This is a genomic window from Actinoplanes sp. NBRC 103695 (assembly GCF_030269485.1).
GTDB lineage: Bacteria > Actinomycetota > Actinomycetes > Mycobacteriales > Micromonosporaceae > Actinoplanes.
The window spans coordinates 25,889-45,354 of the sequence record NZ_BSTL01000039.1 but is presented as its reverse complement, the minus strand read 5'-3'; the positions used below and the strand labels follow the sequence as shown (position 1 = coordinate 45,354).

General features: G+C 68.3%; 17 protein-coding genes and 1 pseudogene. 9 read left to right on the top strand and 9 right to left on the bottom strand.

Features of this window, described 5'->3' with window-relative positions:
• Positions 1-16 precede the first annotated feature (16 nt).
• Positions 17-1,324 carry a lipopolysaccharide biosynthesis protein gene (locus QSK31_RS42840; protein WP_285690704.1) on the top strand — a complete coding sequence of 436 codons (1,308 nt, stop codon included), beginning with the start codon at positions 17-19 and terminating at the stop codon, positions 1,322-1,324.
• 263 nt (positions 1,325-1,587) lie between these two features.
• Positions 1,588-2,613, top strand: coding sequence for an O-antigen ligase family protein (locus QSK31_RS42835; RefSeq protein WP_285690702.1), 1,026 nt, complete (start codon positions 1,588-1,590; stop codon positions 2,611-2,613).
• Between the two features lie 12 nt (positions 2,614-2,625).
• Here the strand turns inward: QSK31_RS42835 and QSK31_RS42830 are convergent, their stop codons facing one another.
• From QSK31_RS42830 to QSK31_RS42820, 3 genes are read right to left on the bottom strand one after another with little or no spacing between them, the layout of a single operon-like run.
• Entirely contained in the window at positions 2,626-3,267 is a 642-nt protein-coding gene (locus QSK31_RS42830) for an acetyltransferase (RefSeq protein ID WP_285690701.1), read from the bottom strand.
• Positions 3,260-3,883 carry a sugar transferase gene (locus QSK31_RS42825; RefSeq protein WP_285690700.1) on the bottom strand — a complete coding sequence of 208 codons (624 nt, stop codon included), beginning with the start codon at positions 3,881-3,883 and terminating at the stop codon, positions 3,260-3,262. Before QSK31_RS42825 ends, QSK31_RS42830 begins: the two co-directional genes overlap by 8 nt.
• Positions 3,880-4,992 (bottom strand): DegT/DnrJ/EryC1/StrS family aminotransferase, encoded by a 1,113-nt coding sequence (locus tag QSK31_RS42820; protein ID WP_285690699.1) that lies wholly within the window; start codon positions 4,990-4,992, stop codon positions 3,880-3,882. Before QSK31_RS42820 ends, QSK31_RS42825 begins: the two co-directional genes overlap by 4 nt.
• An 81-nt stretch (positions 4,993-5,073) precedes the next feature.
• On the opposite strand from QSK31_RS42820, the pseudogene QSK31_RS49335 reads away from it, so the two are divergent.
• Positions 5,074-5,319, top strand: a pseudogene (locus QSK31_RS49335) (arsenate reductase/protein-tyrosine-phosphatase family protein); the annotation flags it as partial.
• Positions 5,320-5,409: 90 nt separating this feature from the next.
• Positions 5,410-5,568, top strand: a complete 159-nt coding sequence (locus tag QSK31_RS49330) for a hypothetical protein (protein ID WP_502873105.1) — start codon at positions 5,410-5,412, stop codon at positions 5,566-5,568.
• On the opposite strand, the gene QSK31_RS42810 is transcribed toward QSK31_RS49330, so the two are convergent.
• Positions 5,558-7,096 (bottom strand): tyrosine-protein kinase domain-containing protein, encoded by a 1,539-nt coding sequence (locus QSK31_RS42810; RefSeq protein ID WP_285690698.1) that lies wholly within the window; start codon positions 7,094-7,096, stop codon positions 5,558-5,560. The two genes, QSK31_RS49330 and QSK31_RS42810, sit on opposite strands and share 11 nt — an antisense overlap.
• Positions 7,097-7,388: 292 nt before the next feature.
• Here QSK31_RS42810 and QSK31_RS42805 point away from each other — a divergent pair, with 292 nt between their 5' ends.
• The 4 genes from QSK31_RS42805 to QSK31_RS42790 all read left to right on the top strand — a co-directional run bounded on the left by QSK31_RS42805 (position 7,389) and on the right by QSK31_RS42790 (position 10,905).
• The gene (locus tag QSK31_RS42805; RefSeq protein WP_285690697.1) at positions 7,389-8,024 is read left to right on the top strand and encodes a hypothetical protein; all 636 of its coding nucleotides are present in this window, start codon (positions 7,389-7,391) and stop codon (positions 8,022-8,024) included.
• A 453-nt stretch (positions 8,025-8,477) separates the two neighbouring features.
• Positions 8,478-8,894, top strand: coding sequence for a hypothetical protein (locus QSK31_RS42800; RefSeq protein ID WP_285690696.1), 417 nt, complete (start codon positions 8,478-8,480; stop codon positions 8,892-8,894).
• Between the two features lie 114 nt (positions 8,895-9,008).
• Positions 9,009-9,575 (top strand): hypothetical protein, encoded by a 567-nt coding sequence (locus tag QSK31_RS42795; protein WP_285690695.1) that lies wholly within the window; start codon positions 9,009-9,011, stop codon positions 9,573-9,575.
• Between the two features lie 166 nt (positions 9,576-9,741).
• Positions 9,742-10,905, top strand: a complete 1,164-nt coding sequence (locus tag QSK31_RS42790; protein WP_285690692.1) for an outer membrane protein assembly factor BamB family protein — start codon at positions 9,742-9,744, stop codon at positions 10,903-10,905.
• Positions 10,906-10,973: 68 nt separating this feature from the next.
• On the opposite strand, the gene QSK31_RS42785 is transcribed toward QSK31_RS42790, so the two are convergent.
• From QSK31_RS42785 to pgsB, 4 genes are read right to left on the bottom strand one after another with little or no spacing between them, the layout of a single operon-like run.
• Entirely contained in the window at positions 10,974-12,164 is a 1,191-nt protein-coding gene (locus QSK31_RS42785; RefSeq protein ID WP_285690691.1) for a CapA family protein, read from the bottom strand.
• On the bottom strand, positions 12,161-13,183 hold the full coding sequence (locus tag QSK31_RS42780) for an NlpC/P60 family protein (RefSeq protein ID WP_285690689.1): 1,023 nt from the start codon (positions 13,181-13,183) through the stop codon (positions 12,161-12,163). The genes QSK31_RS42785 and QSK31_RS42780 overlap by 4 nt, the downstream gene beginning before the upstream one ends.
• Before the next feature lie 25 nt (positions 13,184-13,208).
• Positions 13,209-13,700, bottom strand: coding sequence for a poly-gamma-glutamate biosynthesis protein PgsC/CapC (locus QSK31_RS42775; protein ID WP_285690688.1), 492 nt, complete (start codon positions 13,698-13,700; stop codon positions 13,209-13,211).
• A 10-nt stretch (positions 13,701-13,710) separates the two neighbouring features.
• The gene (gene pgsB / locus QSK31_RS42770) at positions 13,711-14,985 is read right to left on the bottom strand and encodes a poly-gamma-glutamate synthase PgsB (RefSeq protein WP_285690686.1); all 1,275 of its coding nucleotides are present in this window, start codon (positions 14,983-14,985) and stop codon (positions 13,711-13,713) included.
• A gap of 204 nt (positions 14,986-15,189) precedes the next feature.
• On the opposite strand from pgsB, the gene QSK31_RS42765 reads away from it, so the two are divergent.
• The gene (locus QSK31_RS42765; protein ID WP_285690684.1) at positions 15,190-17,133 is read left to right on the top strand and encodes a penicillin acylase family protein; all 1,944 of its coding nucleotides are present in this window, start codon (positions 15,190-15,192) and stop codon (positions 17,131-17,133) included.
• Here QSK31_RS42765 and QSK31_RS42760 read toward each other — a convergent pair.
• The gene (locus QSK31_RS42760; RefSeq protein WP_285690682.1) at positions 17,067-19,412 is read right to left on the bottom strand and encodes a putative bifunctional diguanylate cyclase/phosphodiesterase; all 2,346 of its coding nucleotides are present in this window, start codon (positions 19,410-19,412) and stop codon (positions 17,067-17,069) included. The two genes, QSK31_RS42765 and QSK31_RS42760, sit on opposite strands and share 67 nt — an antisense overlap.
• Positions 19,413-19,466 lie beyond the last annotated feature (54 nt).

The window sequence follows — 19,466 nt, the reverse complement described above, 5'->3', positions numbered from 1 at the left end:
GACCACAGTTTCAGGTATGGCCTGGAAGGATGCACCTATCTTGATGTCCGTCTCGGAGCGCACGCCGACCGGCAAGGTGGGCGACGAGAACAAGATGGCCTTCCGATTGGCAGCTCACTTGTTCGGTGGCCAGCTCACGGTGGCAATCTGCGCCTTTCTCGTCAATCTCCTGTCTTCCAGGGTCATGGGCCCGTCCGGCCGCGGAGAGCTCGCGTTCTACCTTCAGGTCAGCTATGTCCTAGGTGTCATTGGTCTGGCCGGCCTGGATCGCGCCTACCCGGCCAGGGCAGCCTTACGCAACACACTTGCTGTCGGCTCATCAGAGTTCCGGCGTCTGGTCAAGCCATCGCTGATCATGGCTCTGCTCTCCGCCGCCACGATCGCCTTGGCTCTCGATAATGGATCCGTTGGCGCACTGGTCGTCGCCGCGGCGTTGGCCCTGGTGACGTTCGGGAACTGCCTGACGGGCGGTCTCAGGGCCGTCTGCACCGTGGCGAGTTCCGGACGATCATTCTTGACGACCAGCCTGGCCGCGCAGATATCCCTCGCCTCCATAGCGACTGGCTTGAGCCTCGCGGGCGAAAAGTCGACAGCCACGTGGCTCGGCGCTTATGCGATCTGCATCACCGTTCCACCGACAATTTTCTTATGGGCGATCAAGGCCGATAAATCAAAAACTGCGGAACGAAATCCGACCAGCCTGAGGCGGATTCGCCGCTTGGGGCTCGCCTTGATGCCATCAAGTTTGGCATCAATAATCGCGACGCGATCAGACCGCATCATGCTGCCATGGATGGCGAGTTATCAGCAGCTCGGCCTGTACGTCGTCGTCGCGACGGTGTGCGAGATGGCTCAGTGGCCGCTTCAAGCCTGGATCGACGCACATGCACCAGCCTGGCACAGGGCATTCATTGCCGGGAATCTTCGACCGTTCAGGAAGATGTGTCACGTAGCCGTACTCGCCGTACCGGCAAGCGCTGCGGTATATCTGGGTTGCAGATTCGCCGTCTTGCCGCTCTTCGGTGACGCCTACTCGGCCGCAGCAAATCTGATACTCCCCTTGTCAGCCGCTTCCGCCCTTCTGATTCTGAGCCGGTGCGCCTTGGGTCTCGCGGTGGCGATGGGGTCGTCCACGAGTCCGCTGATATCAGATACGTGCGCCATGGTGGTGGCAGTCACCGCCTACGTCTTGATGATTCCTTCGATGGGCGCCCTGGGGGCAGCTTGGGGGTCGTTACTCAGCTACTGCACCGCCGCCGTCGTCTCCATTTCCCTCTGCGCCATTCACGGTCGACGCGCACATAGTCGTTTCGTCAGCAGTTAATTCGGAGCACACAATTGCCACCCTCGCCAATCACGAAGTTTCCCTCAATGAGCGGCCGCCTCAGCCTTGTCGGAATCTCTTCGCTCTTCCTGGTCAGTCTGGGTGGACGATTCGGCCCAGACCCGGTCGAGTCCTGGGATTCCGCCGTCACTGAACCACGAACGTGGGGATGTCTCCTCATTGCAGTAGTCGCCCTCTGCTGGAGGCTCGGTGCAGCGAGCAGCGGATACCATCATCGATGGACAACTCCCGTACGCCTCATCTTGGCCATCCAGCTCCTACAGATGCTTTCGTTCTTCTGGGCGCCACCCGGCGCGCGGATAATCATCTCCCTGACCAACATCTTCGCGCTCATCACTCTGCTGCTGGTGACAGCCGCACTGGTCGGCCCCTCTCCAGAGAAGGCCGCCCGAGTCATTCTCTTCGCCATGCTTCTCGCCGGAATCGTGTACATCCTCGGCGCCCTGGCCGCCGGCCCGGGACCTCAGGGCAGGTATTCCGCGTTCGGGGGCGGGCCCAACGTTTTCGCTCGAATACTCTGCCTCGGCGTCATCGCTTCCATATCGCTGAGCTTCTCGTATCGTCGCCGGTCTCTTCTGCTTCCCATCCCGCTCCTCTTGGGTGGCACCTTCCTCTCCGGCTCACGAGGGGCGATCGTATCCCTCGTCGGGGCCGCGACAGTCGCCTTTGTCATTGTCTTCCGTAGGATCCGACTGTCTCTTCTTTTGCTGATCTCCGCGCTCGGCACCGGCTTGGCGGCGGTCGCGTGGAACGTCCTGAACGGGCACACGAGCCTGTCCGCCCGTTACTCGAGTGACAGTCTTGCTGATACCGACTACTCCCACCGGCCCGAACTGCTGGCGTATGCCCGCGACGTCTTCTATGAGAACCCCGTCTTCGGCGCTGGGCTGGATGGCTTCTTCGCGAAGGTGGGCAACTCGATCGGCATCGCTTACCCGCACAATCTATTCATGTCGGTGGCCGCCGAGACCGGATTGGCGGGCCTCGCCCTCGTCGCCGTTGCACTGATAGCCGTAGTCCGAGACCTGGCGTCGCAGCGTCGGTTCACGAGCGCTCGGTTGGGAATTGCCATGTGCGCGCTTTACGTCGGCATTGCCTCGATGTTTTCGGGCGACTACTACGATGCGCGATTCATGTGGATCTGCCTCATCGTGGCGACAAGTTCCGCGGCCTGGACGGACGGAAAGACTCGGCTCTTCACCCGGGACCCTGTCGATCAGCTGGCGCCTGGAAAGGGTTCAGCTGCGCATAAAGGAGACCTCGCTTGATTCGAAGGCGGCTCAGCGAGCAGGCACGCCCTTGACGGTCAGGCCCGTCTCGACCGAGCGGACCACGCACGCGCCGGCTCCGACCGTTGCGCCCTCGCCGATTGTCAGGCCCTGCAGGACCGCAGCCGTTGTTCCGATCAGCACACGCTCCGCTATGTGGCAGTCGCCCGAGATCGCGGCCAGCGGGTTCACCTGGACGTAGTCGTCGAGGATGCTGTCGTGGCCGACAGTCGCGTTCTGGTTCAGGTGGACGTGCCGACCCAGGCGCACATCTGTCGTGACACGAGCGCCGGGAAACAAAACCACGCCTTCGGCCAGCCGGTTGTCGGGACCGACTGTCGCATCGGGATGAACCAGCGGCGCTGCCGGGAGCCGATGTGGGCCGATCGCCGACGCTACCTTCGCCCGCACCCGGGGATCGCCGATGCCGATGACGTACCTGGTCTCCTCCGGCATCTCGACGAGCTGGCTCACCACGCCTAGGAAAGGCGCGCCCAGCCGCTCGAGCCTGGCCAGGTTGGTGTCGCTCGCCGCGTCGTCGACGAAGCCCAGCACCTTCCACGGCTCGCCGTACGCCTCGTTGATCGCCTGGACGATGCCGAAGACCTCGCGGCCGTGGCCGCCGCAACCGACGATGACCAGCGGCTCAGACATTGGCCGCCTCGTGGCGGCTGCGGCTGCCCATGAACTCGGGCATCGTCACCTCGCCCTCCGCAGCGATGCCGTCGCGCCGCAGGACGGTCAGCACGGTCTCCATCATGATGCGCAGGTTGAGGCCGAGGGTGCGATGCTCCACGTACCAGACGTCCAGGGCGAACTTGTCGTCCCACGAGATCGCGTTGCGGCCCCGCACCTGAGCCAGACCTGTCAGGCCGGGCCGCACCATGTGCCGGCGTGCCTGCTCAGGCGTGTAGCGGTCGAGGTATCGCACCAGAAGAGGGCGCGGTCCGACCAGGCTCATGTCGCCCTTCACGATGTTGACGAAGGTGGGCAGCTCGTCGACGCTGGTCGCCCGCAGGAGGCGGCCCAGTCCGGTGATCCGGTCGGCGTCGCTGATCAGGCCGCGTGCGGGGTCGAGGTCGCGCATGGTGCGGAACTTCACCATTGTGAACACGCGGCCGTGGAGGCCCGGCCTGGCCTGCCGGAAGAACACCGGACGCCCGAGCCGCCAGGCGACCAAGCCCGCGACGGCTAGCAGCACGGGTGCGGTCAGCACCAGCATGAGGACGGCGACGACGATGTCGATGATGCGCTGAATGCGGTCGATCATCGGTTCTTCTCCAGGAAATCGGTGATGCAGTCGATGATTCGCTGCGTGTCCGCGTCTGTCAGTACAGAGCCCGACGGCAACGTGAGGCCTTCACCGAACAGCCGTTGGGCCGCGCCCGTCAGGACGGCGCGGGCGTCGGCGAAGACCGGCTGCAGGTGCATGGGCTTGAAGATCGGGCGCGTCTCGATGTCCGCGGCTGCGAGGTGGCCGGCCAGGTCCGCGGCCTGCCAGCCGGCACGGTCCGAAGCAACCACGATGCTGGTCAGCCAGCAGTTCGCGCCGTCGTCCACGCCCAGCAGTGAAACCCCGTCGGTGCTGGCGAAGACCTTCGCGTACGCCTCGCGGAGAACCCTGCGGCGGGCGATCATCTCGTCGAGACGGCTCAGCTGGGCGCGGCCGAGTGCGGCCAGGATGTTGCTCAGCCGGTAGTTGTAGCCGATCTCCCGGTGCTCGTAGTGCGGCACCGGCTCTCGGGCCTGGGTCGACAGGTGCCGGCAACGGGAAGCCAGCGCCGCGTCGTCGGTCAGGAGCATCCCGCCGCCCGAGGTGGTCATGATCTTGTTGCCGTTGAAGGACACGACAGCCGCGCGGCCGAAGGAACCGGCCGGTCGACCTTCGAGGGTTGAGCCCAGGGACTCCGCCGCGTCCTCGATCAGGGGAATTCCGCGGTCGGCACACAGCGGCTCCAACAAGGAGTAGTCGGCGCATGCTCCGAACAGGTCGACCGGCATAACCGCGCCGACCTTGCCGTCCAGCGCCGACTCCACGAGTGAGGGATCGATGTTGCCGGTCTCCGGGTCGCAGTCCACGAACACCGGCTCCGCGCCGGTGTAGGCGACCGCGTTCGCCGTGGCGGCGAAGGTCAGCGTCGGCACCAGCACGACCTGGCCGGGCCCGACACCTGAGGCCAGTAGCGCAAGGTGCAGCCCGGCCGTTCCCGAGCTCACCGCGACCGCATGAGCAACGCCGGCCCGGGCGGCCACCTCGCGTTCGAAAGCGTCGACGGCCGGCCCGGCCGGCGCGACCCAGCCCGAGCGGAGCGCCTCGACGACATACGCTTCCTCGAGTTCTCCGACGTCGGGAGCGGACAACAGAATCCGGCCGGTCATCGTCATCAATCCTTTCGGAGGGCAGTGCATTTGACGTTCGGGATTCTTTTCGTGTGTTACGCCAACCTGTGTCGCTCGCCGATGGCGGAACGACTCGCGCGGCGGGCATTCGACGAGGCATTCGGTCCGGCGGACATCACCGTCGCCAGCGCGGGAATGCGGGCATTCGACGGGGAGCCGATGCACGAGAACAGCGCACGGGTGCTCGCCGAATGCGGCGTCACCTCGGATCGATTCGTCAGCCGTACGGTGAAAGCATCGACGTTGAGGGACGCCGACCTTGTCCTGACCGCCGACCGTGACCAGAGAGCTGCCTGTCTTGCGCTCGAACCGAGCGCCGTCCGACGCGCCTTCACCCTCCGGCAATTCGCTCGATTCGCGGAAAGAGCGAGCCAAGACGGCGCAGAGGGGGAAGGCATGCACCGACTGCTCAGCGCGGTGAATGCCACCCGGCACACGGCCCCACCCGGCGAGGACGACCTCGCGGACCCCGTGGGGCAGCCGATCGAGGCCTTCCGCACCTGCGCGGCCGACATCTGGAGTGCGCTGCGCACCATCGTCGCCGCTACGAGGTGACCGGCGGAGCCGGCGCCGTGCCCTGCTGGCGGTAATAGACGCGGAGGTCCGTCGTGGGGGCGTCCAGCGGGTCGTTCCCGGCGTGCCGAGGGGTGCGTACCAGACTGCCGACCAGCTCGGAGCGGAAGGGAGAGTCCGGTAGCGGGCCGGCGGCCGGCGCCGGAGTGAGGGCAGGCGTCGCCGTGTCGTAGGTGTAGTAGGAGTACCCGCCGCCGCTCTTCGTCGGCATCATGTTCAGCACGCAGCCGTAGAGCTGGGCGTTCACCTTGGCCAGGGCCTCGGCCGCCGTTGCCGCCTGAGCGACCGTCGTACGCGCGTGGCGGGAGACCAGGATGCAGCCGTCGGCCAGCGTGGACATCACCGCGGCGTCCGTCACCGGCAGCAGCGGAGGCGTGTCGATCAGGACGATGTCGAAGGCCGCGCTCAGCGAGGTCAGCAGGTCGGCCATGTTGCCCGAGCCGAGCAGTTCCGACGGGTTCGGTGGGATCGAGCCGCTCGGCAGCACCCACAGCCCGCTGTCGCCCCACTGCTGGACCACGTCACGGACGTTCGTCTGACCGGCCAGGACGTTGGTCAGGCCGCCGCCGCCCTCCAGCCCCAGGTATTCGGCCACGCGCGGGCGGCGCAGGTCGGCGTCGATGATGATGGCGCGCTTGCCGGCCTCGGCGAACGCGATGCCCAGGTTGCACACCGTCGTCGACTTGCCCTCGCCGGGCAGGGCGCTGCTCACCACCAGGCTCCGCAGCGGGCGATCCACGTTCACGAACTGCAGGTTCGTGCGTAGCTGACGCATGGCCTCGGCGCGAGCCGAATGGGCGCTGCCCTCGGTGATCAGCGGCGACTTGTCCGCCTTTCGGTCGAACGGGATGCCGCTCAGCACCGGCGCCCCGGTCGCCTCGTGCAGGGTCTCGGGAGTGCGGATGGTGCGATCAAGACTTTCCCGGAGGGCGGCTGCCCCGACGCCGACGATCAAACCCAGAGCCAGAGCAAGACCCACGTTGCGTACGGGCTGGGGCGACACGGGCGCGTCCGCCAGCCTGGGCTCGGCGATGATCTGTACGCCCACCGTGGGCAACTTGGAGCCGGGAGGCGTCTCCAGCTTGCTGACCAGGGCCGGGAACTGCACGGCCAGGCGCTGGGCCAGACGCAGGGCCCGCGCCCGGTCGGTGTCGGTGACCGTCGCCTGGACCAGGACGGTGTCCGGAACGACCTGTGCGGTGACCTCCTCCTGGATCTCCTCGGCGGTCAGACCGGCCGGGTCGTCGGCGGCGATCGACTGGGCCAGGCGGTTGCTGGTCAGCACATCCACGTACGACTTGACCCGCTGCTGGGCGAACTGGCCGCCCTGGAACGCCTGGATCACCTCGGTACCCCGGGTGCTGACGAAGAACGTCACCGAGGCGGCGTATCTCGGCGGGGTGAGGAGCGTTACCGCGACGGCAACACCGACCGAAATCGCGACGGCCATCGCGACCAGCCACCACCTTTTCCGGACGGCCCGCAAATAGTCACGCAGGTCCATCGTCATGCCTCCTCTATTCGTGTCCCCGTGTCCGCCGATCGGGCATCGGTTAGAGCCCGAACTGCGCATACTCCCGGCTGTCGATCCCGCGTTGTCCCTATGAGTGCGTGCACTACTGGCGGCTCACTGAGTTAACGGCTCATAGCGCTTCGAATGATGGTTTGGCGCGCAGAAACTCCGAGAGTTTCTGAAATTAGCCCCAAAGATGAAAGCGGCGCTAAAGGAGGTGATGCGCACGACCCAGTGCGGGCGCTGCCCGTTGAATCAATGTCAACCAGAAGCATGAGAAGAGGCAGCCATGAGCCGCAATCGGGCTTTTGCGTTCCTCCTCACGGTCTTCGCCACAGTGGCGATGACCTTGGGGCTCTCGGCCGGCGCCGCAACCGCGGCACCGGCCAAGCCGAAACCGCCGAAGCCGTCGGCCTTCAACAACCACAACTACTACCCGCCGTTGCCACCGATGCTCGTGGTCAACAAGGGTGTGGTGAACTACGGCGCGTCGGTGAAGGCGTCCGGCCGCATGTACGGCAGCAGGGAAAAGGTGATCGTCACCGTCGTCTTCCGGCCGAAGGGATCGAGCCGCTACCGGGTGCTGAAGACAACCCGGGTGCGGACCAGCCGGACCGGTGAGTTCAGCGTCAAGTTGAAGCTGAAGGCGGAGGGAATGGTCGTCATCACGGCCACCGGAAAGGGCTCTCGCAAGAGCGCCTCGGCCGCGGTGTTCGTGTTCGGCAAGCATGGGGGCGGCTGGTGGGACTTCCGCCGGGCGTCCTACACAACCGACGCCACGACGGCCGTTCCAGCCAAGGTCAGTGACGTCCCGAGCCAGCCGCGCAACGTCGCCGGGCTGGCTGCGGCGGGCTTGGGGGTGCTGGCGCTGGCCGGCAGCACCCTCATCACCCGCCGGGTGATCCGCCGCCGTCAGCGAGCCTGACAGCGGCGTCCGCTGTCCCGCCCATGACGGGCGGGACAGCGGGTTTCGCTCCGCTTCCCCTTTGCCGCCCTGCTGATCCGCCGCCACGTTCGGGGATACCGGCGTCAGGAATGGGCGAGAGCAGGCGGCGCCGAACCCCGTCACGTGATCTTCTCCGACGAATGCGATCGCCATGACCTGCGGAAACTCCGGGGCAGCGAACCGGTCGGGCCGATCAGCCGGACGTCGCACAACCGCTCGGGCTACCACTATTGCGTGACTGCGGAAAGGTGCGTCACCGGTTAGGTTCTTTCAGGTCAGCACGGCTGCACCAGATGGGCCGCGAAAGTCGCAGTACCGCGATCCGACCTGAAATGGAGCGAGGAGAAGACCTTGCCTGCTACCACGCTTCAGCACCGTCGGAAGTGCGGCACCCGCACCAAGTTCGCGATCTGCCTCGGCACCGTACTCGCCATGAGCAGCACGGCGGGCATTGCGTTCGCGTCCAAGAACGAGCCGGCATGGATCAGAACGACTCAGGTGACGGTCGACATCAAGACCCGGCTGCCGGTGCCGACCGACGGACCTACTCCGCTTGCGGACAGTCCGGTCGCCTCGCCTGACGCGTCCACGACGCCCGGCTCCGAAAAGAAGCCTCAGAGCGCCGCGAACACCGCACCCGAGGCGTCCACCGCTGAACCGACCACGGCACCGACGCCGACGAGTCCCAAGACCAACGAGCCCTCGAGCTCCGGGTCACGCCGGCCGCCGGAACAGCCGCAAACAAGCGCGCCTGATACCGCCGACCAGCCAGGGGCGAACACTCCTGAGTCGAGCGAATCCACTGCGCCGTCCGACAACCCGTCGCCGAACGGGAGCCCCGGCAGCTAGCCGGAAGGGACGGCCGACGGTTGTCCCAGCCACGAGCCAACCGCCAGCCCCATCCACGTTGTGCGGCATCCGCCTAAGACAACTCGCACAACCGAATTGTAGGAGTACACACGCATGTCGCTGAACAAGAAACGCCTCACCGTCATCGGTTCGGGTGTCGCCGTGGCCGCTCTCGCCATCGGGGGTGTCGCCTTCGCTGCCTTCAACCAGGTGGCGCAGGCGAATCCGACCGGTGCCGGCTCGGAGAAGTTCGAAGCGTTGACGGTCAACGGCCAGTGGCTCGGACGCGACGCCGGAAACCAGACCTACTCGCCCGGCACCAAGCTGCTGCTGCCTGGGGAGGCCGGCGACGTGAAAATCACCTTCTCGAACCCGGGCACCAACACGGTGCAGGGCAAGGTCGTCTCCATCACGCCCGGTGCGACCCCCACGGATGGCTGCACGCCGTCCGTCGAAATCGCCTCGTACAGCCCGGGGAGCGCACTGGTCCTGAATAAGGGCACTACCGTCTCGGTGATCCTGAAGAATGCCGTCAAGCTGAAGGAATCCGCGACGGCAGCGTGCCAGGGCCAGTCCTTCCCGACCGCATTCGACGTCAAGTTCGAGGCGACGCGAGACCCCGCGGCGAATCCGCAGATCCTGACCCCGGCCGCTGTCCCGCCCCCAAACCCCGCCCCGTAGTACTACTTACCGAAGCGCCCGCCACCGCAGTGGCGGGCGCTTCGGCATGCGGATGGGCGGTGGCGAGCACGAACCCGATGGGGTGGGGATCGGTCGAAGGCCGCACGGTCGCGGTGAGCCGCACTTACGGTGCCAGAGCCGATCACACCGAACCTCGGGGATTCACATGTCGTTCCGCCTGACGTCGCGCCTGCTGGCGGCCGTTTCCGCTGCCGTGCTGATGGCCGGCGTGCCTGCCGCGTCCGCAGCCGCCTCGCCGGGCTGGGCGCAGCCGGGTTACGGCCCGGGCCACAACTTCTACAACCCGAGCGAGTCGGTCATCAACGCCGCCAGCCTCAGCAAGCTGAAGCAGCGCTGGGCCACCAAGCTCCCGGCGATCGAGGACTACTCGTGCTCGAAGCCGGCCACGCCGCTGGCCGTCGGCGGGCGGGTCTTCGTCTCCGACGAGACCGGGATCGGCGCCTACCAGGCCGGCACCGGCAGGAAGTTGTGGCATCACACGTTCCGCAACCCCGAGGACGAGACCACCCCGCACCTGGCGGTGGCCGGGAACCTGCTGGTGGCGGGCAACTCCGACTGCCAGTCGCAGAGTGACCCGAACGGCGGCATCGTCGCGCTGGACGTGGTGACCGGCAAGCAGAAGTGGGCCGTGGGGGCCTCCGGTCCGGTCGCGTCGATGGTCGTGGACCAGGGCATGGTGATGGTTGCGGGGTCGTCGAGCTCGACCGAACCCGCCGTGCGGGCGTTCCGGCTCAGTGACGGCAAGAAGCGCTGGACCGCCTCGGGCTACGAGTCGGCGGGTGTTTCGGCTGCGGGGCGGGTGCTGGTCAGCCGCGACCCGGGGGTGGCCGCGTTGTCGGTGGCCACCGGCAAGAGGCTGTGGGGCAAGCCGAACGCGTGGACGGCCGTGGCGGCCACCCCGGCCGGGGATGTCTTCTACGTTGCTGACGCCAAGGGCGGGCTGAGCGCGCTGACCGCCGCGACCGGTGCGGTGCGATGGTCGAGCAAGGTCTCCGGCGGGCTGGTCGCCGCCGACGGCAAGCGGATCTTCCGTACGGTCTTCCACGGCGTCGAGGCCCTGGACGCGAAGACCGGTAAGCGGTCGTGGCTGGCCTACCTCGGGCAGCCGGTCGACCAGCCGGTGCGTGCCGGCGGCCTGCTGTACGCCGGCGTCGGCGACGAGTCGATTGCGGTCCTGAACGCGGCCACCGGCAAGCGCACCTACTTCGAAGCGGGGCCGTACAACCCGGGCGGCAGCAGCCATGTGGTCCTCGCCGACGGTCGGCTCTACCAGGTGGCCGAGGGTGTGCTGCGCGCGTACGCACCCTGACGAAGCGCGTACGCACCCTGACGAAGCACGTACGCACCCTGACGAAGCGCGTACGCACCCTGACGAAGTCACCCCAGGGGCGCGACCACCACGAGGCCGTGACGTGCCGCGTCGTTGGCGAACACACGCTCCTGGATCCGGTCGTAGGCCCGTCCGTAGACGGCGCGGCGGCCGTCGAGGCGCGGGAGCCGGGTGAGCGCCGCGGGCAGGTTCACGACCTCGATGCGCGGCCGCATCGCCTGCCAGATCGGGATGACCGACGCCTGGGTGGCGCGCCAGCGTCCGTCGGGGCCCCGGGTGAACGTGAATCGCGGGATGATGCCTTCGCGGTTGGTGTCGGTCGCGAAGTCGTGCCTGGCCAGGGCGTTGCCCATGCTGTAGACGACCCATTTTCCGTTGATCATCTCGACGGGTTGCACGGAGTGGCTGTGGCCGCCCAGGACGAGGTCGATGTCGGGGTTGGCGGTCCACTCGCGGGCTAGGGCGAGCTGTTCGGGGCCGGGTTCGCGGGCGCGTTCGGTGCCCCAGTGGGGTGACAGGACGACCAGGTCGGCGCCGGCCTGTTTGGCGGCGCGGGCCGCGGCGGCTACCGAGCCCGGGTCGTCGATCCGGTTGGCCAGCCAGGGTTTGCGTTGGGGCCGGAAGTGGCCGCGCCGCTCGTTGAACATGGTCGCGAACGACAGGTGGGCGACCTTGACCCCGTTGACGACGTAGATCTTCGGGATCTTGCTGGCCGCCTCGCTGGTGTACGTACCGGTATGGCCGAGTCCGGTGCGGTCGAAGATGGCGATGGTGGAGCGGAGGCCCTCCTCGCCCTGGTCGAAGGAGTGGTTGCTGGCCGTCGAGCAGCCGTCCCATCCCGTTCGTTCGATGGTGCCGGCCATCTCCGCCGGTGCGCGGAAGGCGGGGAAGTCCATCGGTGGCGACTGGTCCGACAGCGGGATCTCCATGTGGCAGAGGGCCAGGTCCGCAGCGGTCACCGGACCCTTGATCTGGTGGAACACCGGGTCGAAGTAATAGCCGGCCCGGCCCGCCTTCGCGGCGTCGGCGCGGGCCTGGGCCCAGGTCGGCGGGTGGACCAGGATGTCGCCCGAGCCGAGGATCGTGATCTGGTTGCCGACCGGCGGTGCGGCGGCGACGGTCGGATCGGTGGCGCCCAGCCTGCGCAGGATGCCCGCGGGATTGGCGAGCAGCACCAGGCCGAGCATGATCACGGGCGCGGTCATGGCGATGCGGCGGTGCTTCGGGCTGAGAATCACAGCCGGATGACCCGGCGCAGCGCCGCGGAGAAGGCGGAGTCGTCGAGGGTCGAGCTGGAGTTCGCGGTGTCGCCGAACGACGGGCCCCGGGTGACGCCGCGGGAGGATACGAAGCGGGGGTGCCCGGTGACGTCGACGCCGAGGAAGATGCCGGAGTGGCTGACCTTGGCCGGGTCGTCGCGCATGGCGAAGAAGACGAGGTCCCCGGGCTGGATGTCGCCGAGGTCGCGGGGGGCCCGCTCGGGGCTGGAGCCGGCCGCGACGACGGCCGAGCGGGCGTAGTAGGCCATCGCGTTGGCGGTGCGTGGCATGCCGTCGACGGTGGAACGGGTCGTGCCGGTCAGCAACGGCAGGCCGCCGCGGTATCCGTACACGATCCGCAGAAAGCCGGAGCAGTCGAGTTTGCCGAGCCACCGCGGGTTGGCGGGGACGGTGGTGTCGTCGGGGAACGTCCACGGGATGCCCATGAACTCGTGGAAATCCGCGCCGTCGACGCCGGCGCCGCGTTCGATGCCGAAACCGGCGTCGCCTGCGTACAGGTCGCCCTTGTCGTCTCGCCGCGGCGGGGCGCCCCTGAGGTATTCCGTGGTGAACTGCAGGATGTCGGGTTCCGTGGAGCCGAGCGAGGCATGGAACCAGGCGGACATCTCGGGATCCTTGGCCCTCTTCGGTGACCACGGTTCGGGCGCCACCCGTACCCATTGGTCCGTGACGACCTTGGCGGACACGGACGCCTCGACGAAGGTCCTCGGCGGTCCGTGGAACGCCACCGTGCGGGCGCCGTCGGTCAACGTCGCGACGGGTTGCCCCTTGTCGTAGACGATGGTGCGCGGCGGATCGTCGGCCCGGCGCAGCTCGTACGCCCGGGCCAGCGTCCCGCTCCTGGCCGCCTCGGCACGGCTGCCCGGGGGTGGCGTGCTCCAACTCGGCTGGTCGTCGCCGTGCGGCGCCATGAGGACCGCGACGGACCCCAGCACCACGATCAACGATCCGCCGAGAACGAGTATCCAGCGCCTCACGAGCGTCTCCTGCTTCCGATGGATGTCAGACCGGCAGCGCCAGGGCGCCGAAGACGAGGCAGGCGGCGAACACCGACACGGCGCCGGTCACGCCGATGGTCTGCAACGGCTTCTTCTGGCGTACGAGCTGGTAGACGATCAGCCCGGGGGCCACGAAGGACAGCGCGTCGCCCGGGAACAGGTACGGCGCCTGGCGATGCAGCCCCAGGAAGGTGCTCACCTGGACGAGCACACCGAGCCCGATCGTCACGGCGAAGAGCCGCTTGCCGTACAGGATCATGACCTTGGTCGCCAGAACCACGAGTCCCCACAGCACTGTCGTCCCGCCGAGGATCACCACCAGCGACCACGGCGACTGCACCAGGGCCAGGACCAGGTACGAGGGCGTGATGAGTCCGCACGGTGACAGGTTCGTCCACAGGTAGAAGGCGACGGACACCATCAACGAGAGCCCGATCACCACGGCCGCCGTTCCGGACGAGAGGTCGACCGCCACCAACTGGTCGGCGAGATGCATGCGAGACCTCCTAGAGGGCGGCGTTGCGGCTCAGATAAAGCCCGGACCGCTGCCGCTGGGTGATGATCTTCGGCCGTACGCGCGGCTCCACGACGTGCTGCCGGGCGAAGGCACTCAGCAGTACCTCGCCGCGACCGTGGATGTTGCCGACCATGACGACGGTCTCCGCGGCGCGGTCGTAGTCGTCGAACAGCCTCGCGCAGATCAGCTCGCGCAGCTGCTCACCGGTGTGGTGCTCCCCCTCGATGTCGATCACGCGGTCCCGCATGCGGGCGGGGATCGTATGCAGGGCGGAACGCGTCGGTGCGCCGATGAGGAAGACGCGATCGGCGCCGAGTTCCTCGACGATCGCCCCCATCTGCCCGTTGCGCTCGATCCGGTCCGGCCGGCAGTTGATGACGACGCTGAGCCGGCCACGCACCAGGCCGCGGTCGCGCAGCAGGACGAGGTTGTCGACGGTCGACTCGGGATCGTTGGCGGCGAACAGGTTGGCCGCCCGGAAGACGTCGCCCTCGTGCTCGACGAGGTCGACCCGCAGGACGCCCGGGTCGGGGTCGGCCACATACATGGAGGCCAGGGCGATCTCGCGAGGGACGCCGCACAGCTCCGCCACCTGCAGCGCGCAGGCCACATTGCCCTTGAACGTCAGGTACGGGAACGGCGCCATCTCCGCGTCCGAGACCGACTCCGGGTCGGCATGGATGAGTGTGCAGTCGCGCTCCGCGGCCTCCCGGCGCAGGGTGCGCCACACCCGGTCCTCGGCGGTCACGCAGATGCCGCCGATGGGCATCCCGCCGGACAGGGACCGCGCGATGTCCCGCAGCGAAGGCCCCATCTCGTCGACGTGGTCCATCCGTACGTTGGTGATGACGCCGATCTGCGAGCGCACCAGCACTTCCTGGTTCAGCCGCTGCAACTCCGGGTCGACCGCCATGCACTCCAGCACGAGGTGCGTCGCCCGCACCCGGGCGGCGGTCTCGACCACGCCGACCTGCTCGATCACGTTGACGACGCCATGTTTGCGCGTGATCGGGAGCTCGTGGCCGTTCGGATAGATCATCCGCGCGGCGGTGCCGGTCGTCTTCGCGGCGACCACATAGGTCGGGTCGGCCCGGAGCCCGGCGGCGACCAGGCGGGTGGTGGACGACTTCCCGCGGATGCCGTTGACCAGGACGCGAGTCCCGATCGAGTTGAGATTGCGGTTGTGGCGGCGCCGCTCGGAGCCGAGGTAACCACAGATCGACGTCAACCCGACCGCGAAGACCCCTGTCAGGATGAGGGACATACGACGTCGCCAACCTCCCCGAGTCGTACCTATGGCCGCATCGTTAAGACGATGACTGCCCGCACATCAGCAGGTGTAAGTATGTTGAAAACCAGCGATAGCGGCATCAACTAATAGCATTCAAGGCAAACCCGTGTGTACTACCCCAAATGAGGGATGTTGGGGCTCGTTGCCGTCGACACGCAGGCGGTGATAGAGAGGATCATGACGAGCGCCATCTATCGCGACGAATGGGGAATCCCACACCTCGTGGCGGATTCCGTGTCGGACCTGGCATTCCTTCAAGGCCGCGCCGCCGCACGCGACCGCGCGTGGCAGATCGAGGTGGAGCGGCGACGCTCCGAGGGGCGGCTGGCCGAGTGGATCGGCGCGGCCGAGGTGGGGTGGGATCGCTTCGCCCGGCGCGTACGCCTCGACGACACCGCCCGGCAGTCCTTCGCGAAGCTGGACGCCCCGACGCGCTCCTGGGTCCAGGCGTATGTCGACGGCGTGAACAGCTCGCTGGCGGATGCCGACGCTCCCGAGTTCGTGGCCCACGACGTACGGCCGGAGCCCTGGCACCCGTGGACGCCGCTCGGCATCTTCCTGGTGCAGCACATCCTCTTCGGCACGTTCCCCAGCAAGATGTGGCGGGCGCACGTCGCATCGGCCGTCGGGGTTCTGAAGACCCCGGCCGATCCGTTGTCGGGCAGCAACGCGTGGGCGGTGGCCGGTGAGTACATCGCCGGCGACCCGCACCGGATCCTCGAGCTGCCCGGCGTCTACCAGCAGGTCCACCTCACGTGCCCCGAGTTCGACGTGGCCGGGTTCGCCTTCCCCGGCGTGCCGGGCGTACCGCACTTCGGCCACGCCGGGTCGGTGGCCTGGGCGATCACCAACGCGATGGCCGACTACCAGGACCTCTACCAGGAGGAACTGCGCCGCTCCGGCGACTCCGTCCAGGCCCGCGGTGCGTCCGGGTGGGAGCAAGTGTCACGGCACGTCGAGACGATTACGGTACGCGACGCCCCGGCCGTCGAGGTCGAAGTGATCGAGACGCCCCGCGGTCCGATCATCGACCGCGACCTCGCCCTGCGGGTGCCCGCCCGGGTCGAGTTCGAGCTCGGCTTCGGGGCGCTGTTGCCGCTGCTCAGGGCCAAGACCGTCGACGACGTCGTGAACGCGGTGGCGTGCTGGGTGGAGCCGGTCAACTCGGTCGTCGCGATGGACAGCAGCGGCACCCTCGTCAGCCTGGTCGCCGGCAAGGTGCCTCTGCGTGACGACCGGGTGCGACAGGTGCCGGTGCCGGCCTGGGAGCCGCGGTACGAATGGCAGGGGTACGCCCCGCTCCCCCGCTCGGTCCGCGAGGTGGTCGTCAACGCCAACGATTCCCGCCCCGACGACACCGCCGAGCTGGGCAACGACTTCGCGCTACCGGCCCGCGCCAACCGGATCGCCGCCCTCCTGCTGGCCGACACGCCTCCCGCTTCCATCCACACCGACGTGCTCGCCGCGCCGGACCTGTTCGAGGTCCTCTCTCTGATCTCCGACCACCCGCTCGCGGCGCGGCTGCTCGCCTGGGATCGCCGCATGGAGCCGTCGTCGGTCGACGCCGGGCTCTTCGCGGCGTGGCGGCACGCGGCCGTCGAGCTGCTCGCCTCGTCCCTCCCGGAACTGTTCACCGAGACCGGGTACGACCCGCTCTTCGCGCCGTGGCTGGACCCGCGCCAGCGTCTCGGCCGGGCGCTGCCGTCGCTGATCACCCCCGACATCGCGCGCGCGGCGCTCGACGTGGTGACACCGGGGCCCACGTGGGGTTCGTCGCACGTCCTGGCCCCGGTCGTGGTCGTCCCCGAGACCGCTCTGCGATCCGTGGTCGAGCTGCCCGGCGACAACGACTGCGTCCGGTCCACCTCCAGCGTCGTCGGCGTGACCGATGCCTGCTGGAAGGGGTCCGTCGCTCGTTACGTGTGGGAGCTGACGGACAAGTCGGAGTCTCGGTGGGTGGTGCCGTTCGGCGCATCGGGGCGTCCGGACGATCCGCACTTCGCGGACCAGCTGCCGCTGTGGGTCGCGGGTGACCTGGTGCCCGTGTTCCCCGCTCAGCTGACCGTCGAGGAGACCCTCCAGCCGGCCGCGAACTCGCCCGGCTCCAGCGGCGGCGAGTAGAGGAAACCCTGCGCGCGGCTGTACCCCAGCTCGCGCAACATCTCCGCCTGCTCCGGCGACTCCACGCCCTCGGCCACCGTCGACAGGTCGAGGGCCCGGGCGATCTGACTGACCGCGGTCGCCACCGCGGTCGGCCGGGAGTCGATGCCCAGCCGCTCGACGAACGACCGGTCCAGCTTCAACGCCGACATCGGGCAGGTCAGCAGCAGGCCCAGCGACGACGCCGCGGTGCCGAAGTCGTCCAGGGCCAGGTCCAGCCCCAGCCCGCGCAGGCCGTGCAGGGCGGCCAGCACCATCGGCTCGTCCAGCATCGCCGTCTCGGTGATCTCGATGACCAGGCGGTCCGGCGGGATGTCGTACTCGGCCAGCAGATCCGCCACCTCCTCCACGAAGCCGGGCGCCTGGAGCTGGCGGCCGGCCACGTTCACCGCCATCGTCAGATCCCGGGCGTCCAGGTGGTCCCGTCGCCACGCGGCCAGTTGCCGGCACGCCTCCCGCAGGATCCACCGGCCGAGGCGGACGATCTCGCCCGTACTCTCCGCCGTCGGAATGAAATCGGCCGGCGGGATCTCCGGGCGGCCGGGCGGTTGCCAGCGGATCAGGGCCTCGGCGCCGATCACCGTGCCCGTGACCATCTCCACCACCGGCTGGTAGACCAGGCTGAACTCGGGCGTGCCGACCGCCTCGCGCAGCCGGGTGCCGAGTTCGGCGGTCTGGATGATGCGGGCGCCCATGTCCGGGGCGTACTGCTGGATGCCGCCCTTGCCGGCGTCCTTGGCCGCGTACATCGCGATGTCCGCGTTGCGCAGCAAGCCTTCCGGGTCGTCGCCGGGCACGGCCGGGGCCACGCCGATGCTCGCCTTCACCGCCAGCATGTGCCCGTCGACCCGGGCCGGCTGCACCAGGTCGGCGAGGATCCGGGTGGCCCTCGCCGCCGCCTCCGGCGCGCTCACCCCGCGCAGCAGCACCGCGAACTCGTCGCCGCCCAGCCGGCACACCAGATCGTTCGCCCGGACCGCGTTGCGCAGCCGGTCCGCGACCGTGGTCAGCAGTCCGTCCCCGACGCCGTGCCCGAGCGTGTCGTTCACCGTCTTGAAGTCGTCCAGGTCGATCAGCAGCACCGCCAGCCCCCGCGCCACCGCGGCCGGATCGGCCAGCTCGGCGGCCACCGCCTCGCCGAAGGCGTTCCGGTTGACCAGCCGGGTCAGCCCGTCATGGGTGGCCTGCTCGTGCAGCAACGCCTGATGCCCGCGCAGTTCCAGCAGCGTCGCGTCCAGCCGGTTGATCAGGTCGAAGTTGTCCACGAAGGCCAGCAGCTGCCGGCCCACGACCACCGCCGTCACCGCGACCACGCCGACCACCCCGCCCCAGGCCCGGTAGTCGAGGTCGCTCGGCATCACCACGAGGAACGTGGCGAAGGTCGCGGCCACGGCCAGATAGGGCAGCAGGTTGTACGGCCGGCGCTGCCGCTCGCGGCGGAAGTTCGGATCGACCCGGGTCTGCAGCTCCTGCACCCGGGGCCCGACCGCGAACAGCGCCGCGGCCATGATCCGTAGCGCCATCAGCACCGGATGAACGACCCCGTCGTCGCCCAGGATCGGCAGGGTGGTGGTGAGCGCCAGCAGCCCCGCGGCCAGGATCATCGGGATCGAGCCGCCCTTGGTCATCGGCGCGGTCCCGCTGAGCACCATCTTCACCGCGGCGAACGCGGCCAGCAGCAGCACACTCGCCGCGACCAGCGTGCTGATCAGCTCCAGGCCCGTGACGCTGCGCGGGTTGAGGCTGAAACACCAGGCCAGCACGCCACCGCCGAGCAGCACGGTGATCGCGTCCAGATGGAAGCGCAGCCGTTCGCCCTGCGAGCCGCCCGGCGACTTGTGGCTGAGCATCCGCCAGATCACCAGCAACAGCCCGGCGACGTACATCACGGTCGGCACCACACCGCCGTTGATCTCCGCCACCACCGGCCACCCGACCGACCGGACGAACTGGTAGCCGTCCCCGATCAGAAAGGCGACGGAGGTCCCGGCGATCGTGAGCATGTAGCTCCGGACGATCCGGTCGACACCGGGCACCCGCGCCGCCCGCAGGCAGAACCACCCGAGCAGAACATCAAGGGGCAGCTGTACGCCCCAGATGAACCGCAACTTGAAGACGCTGTCCCCGAGCCCCAGCAGCGGCACCAGTCCCGCCACCACCGCGAAGCCCAGAGTCCCGGACACGCCGGGATCCCGCAGCACCTTCCAGGTGCTGCGCCACGACCCGCGGACCCGGCTCACGCCCGAAAGATCGGCATCCGCCCGCCGGAGTCAACGACTTCCACCGCGGCGAAG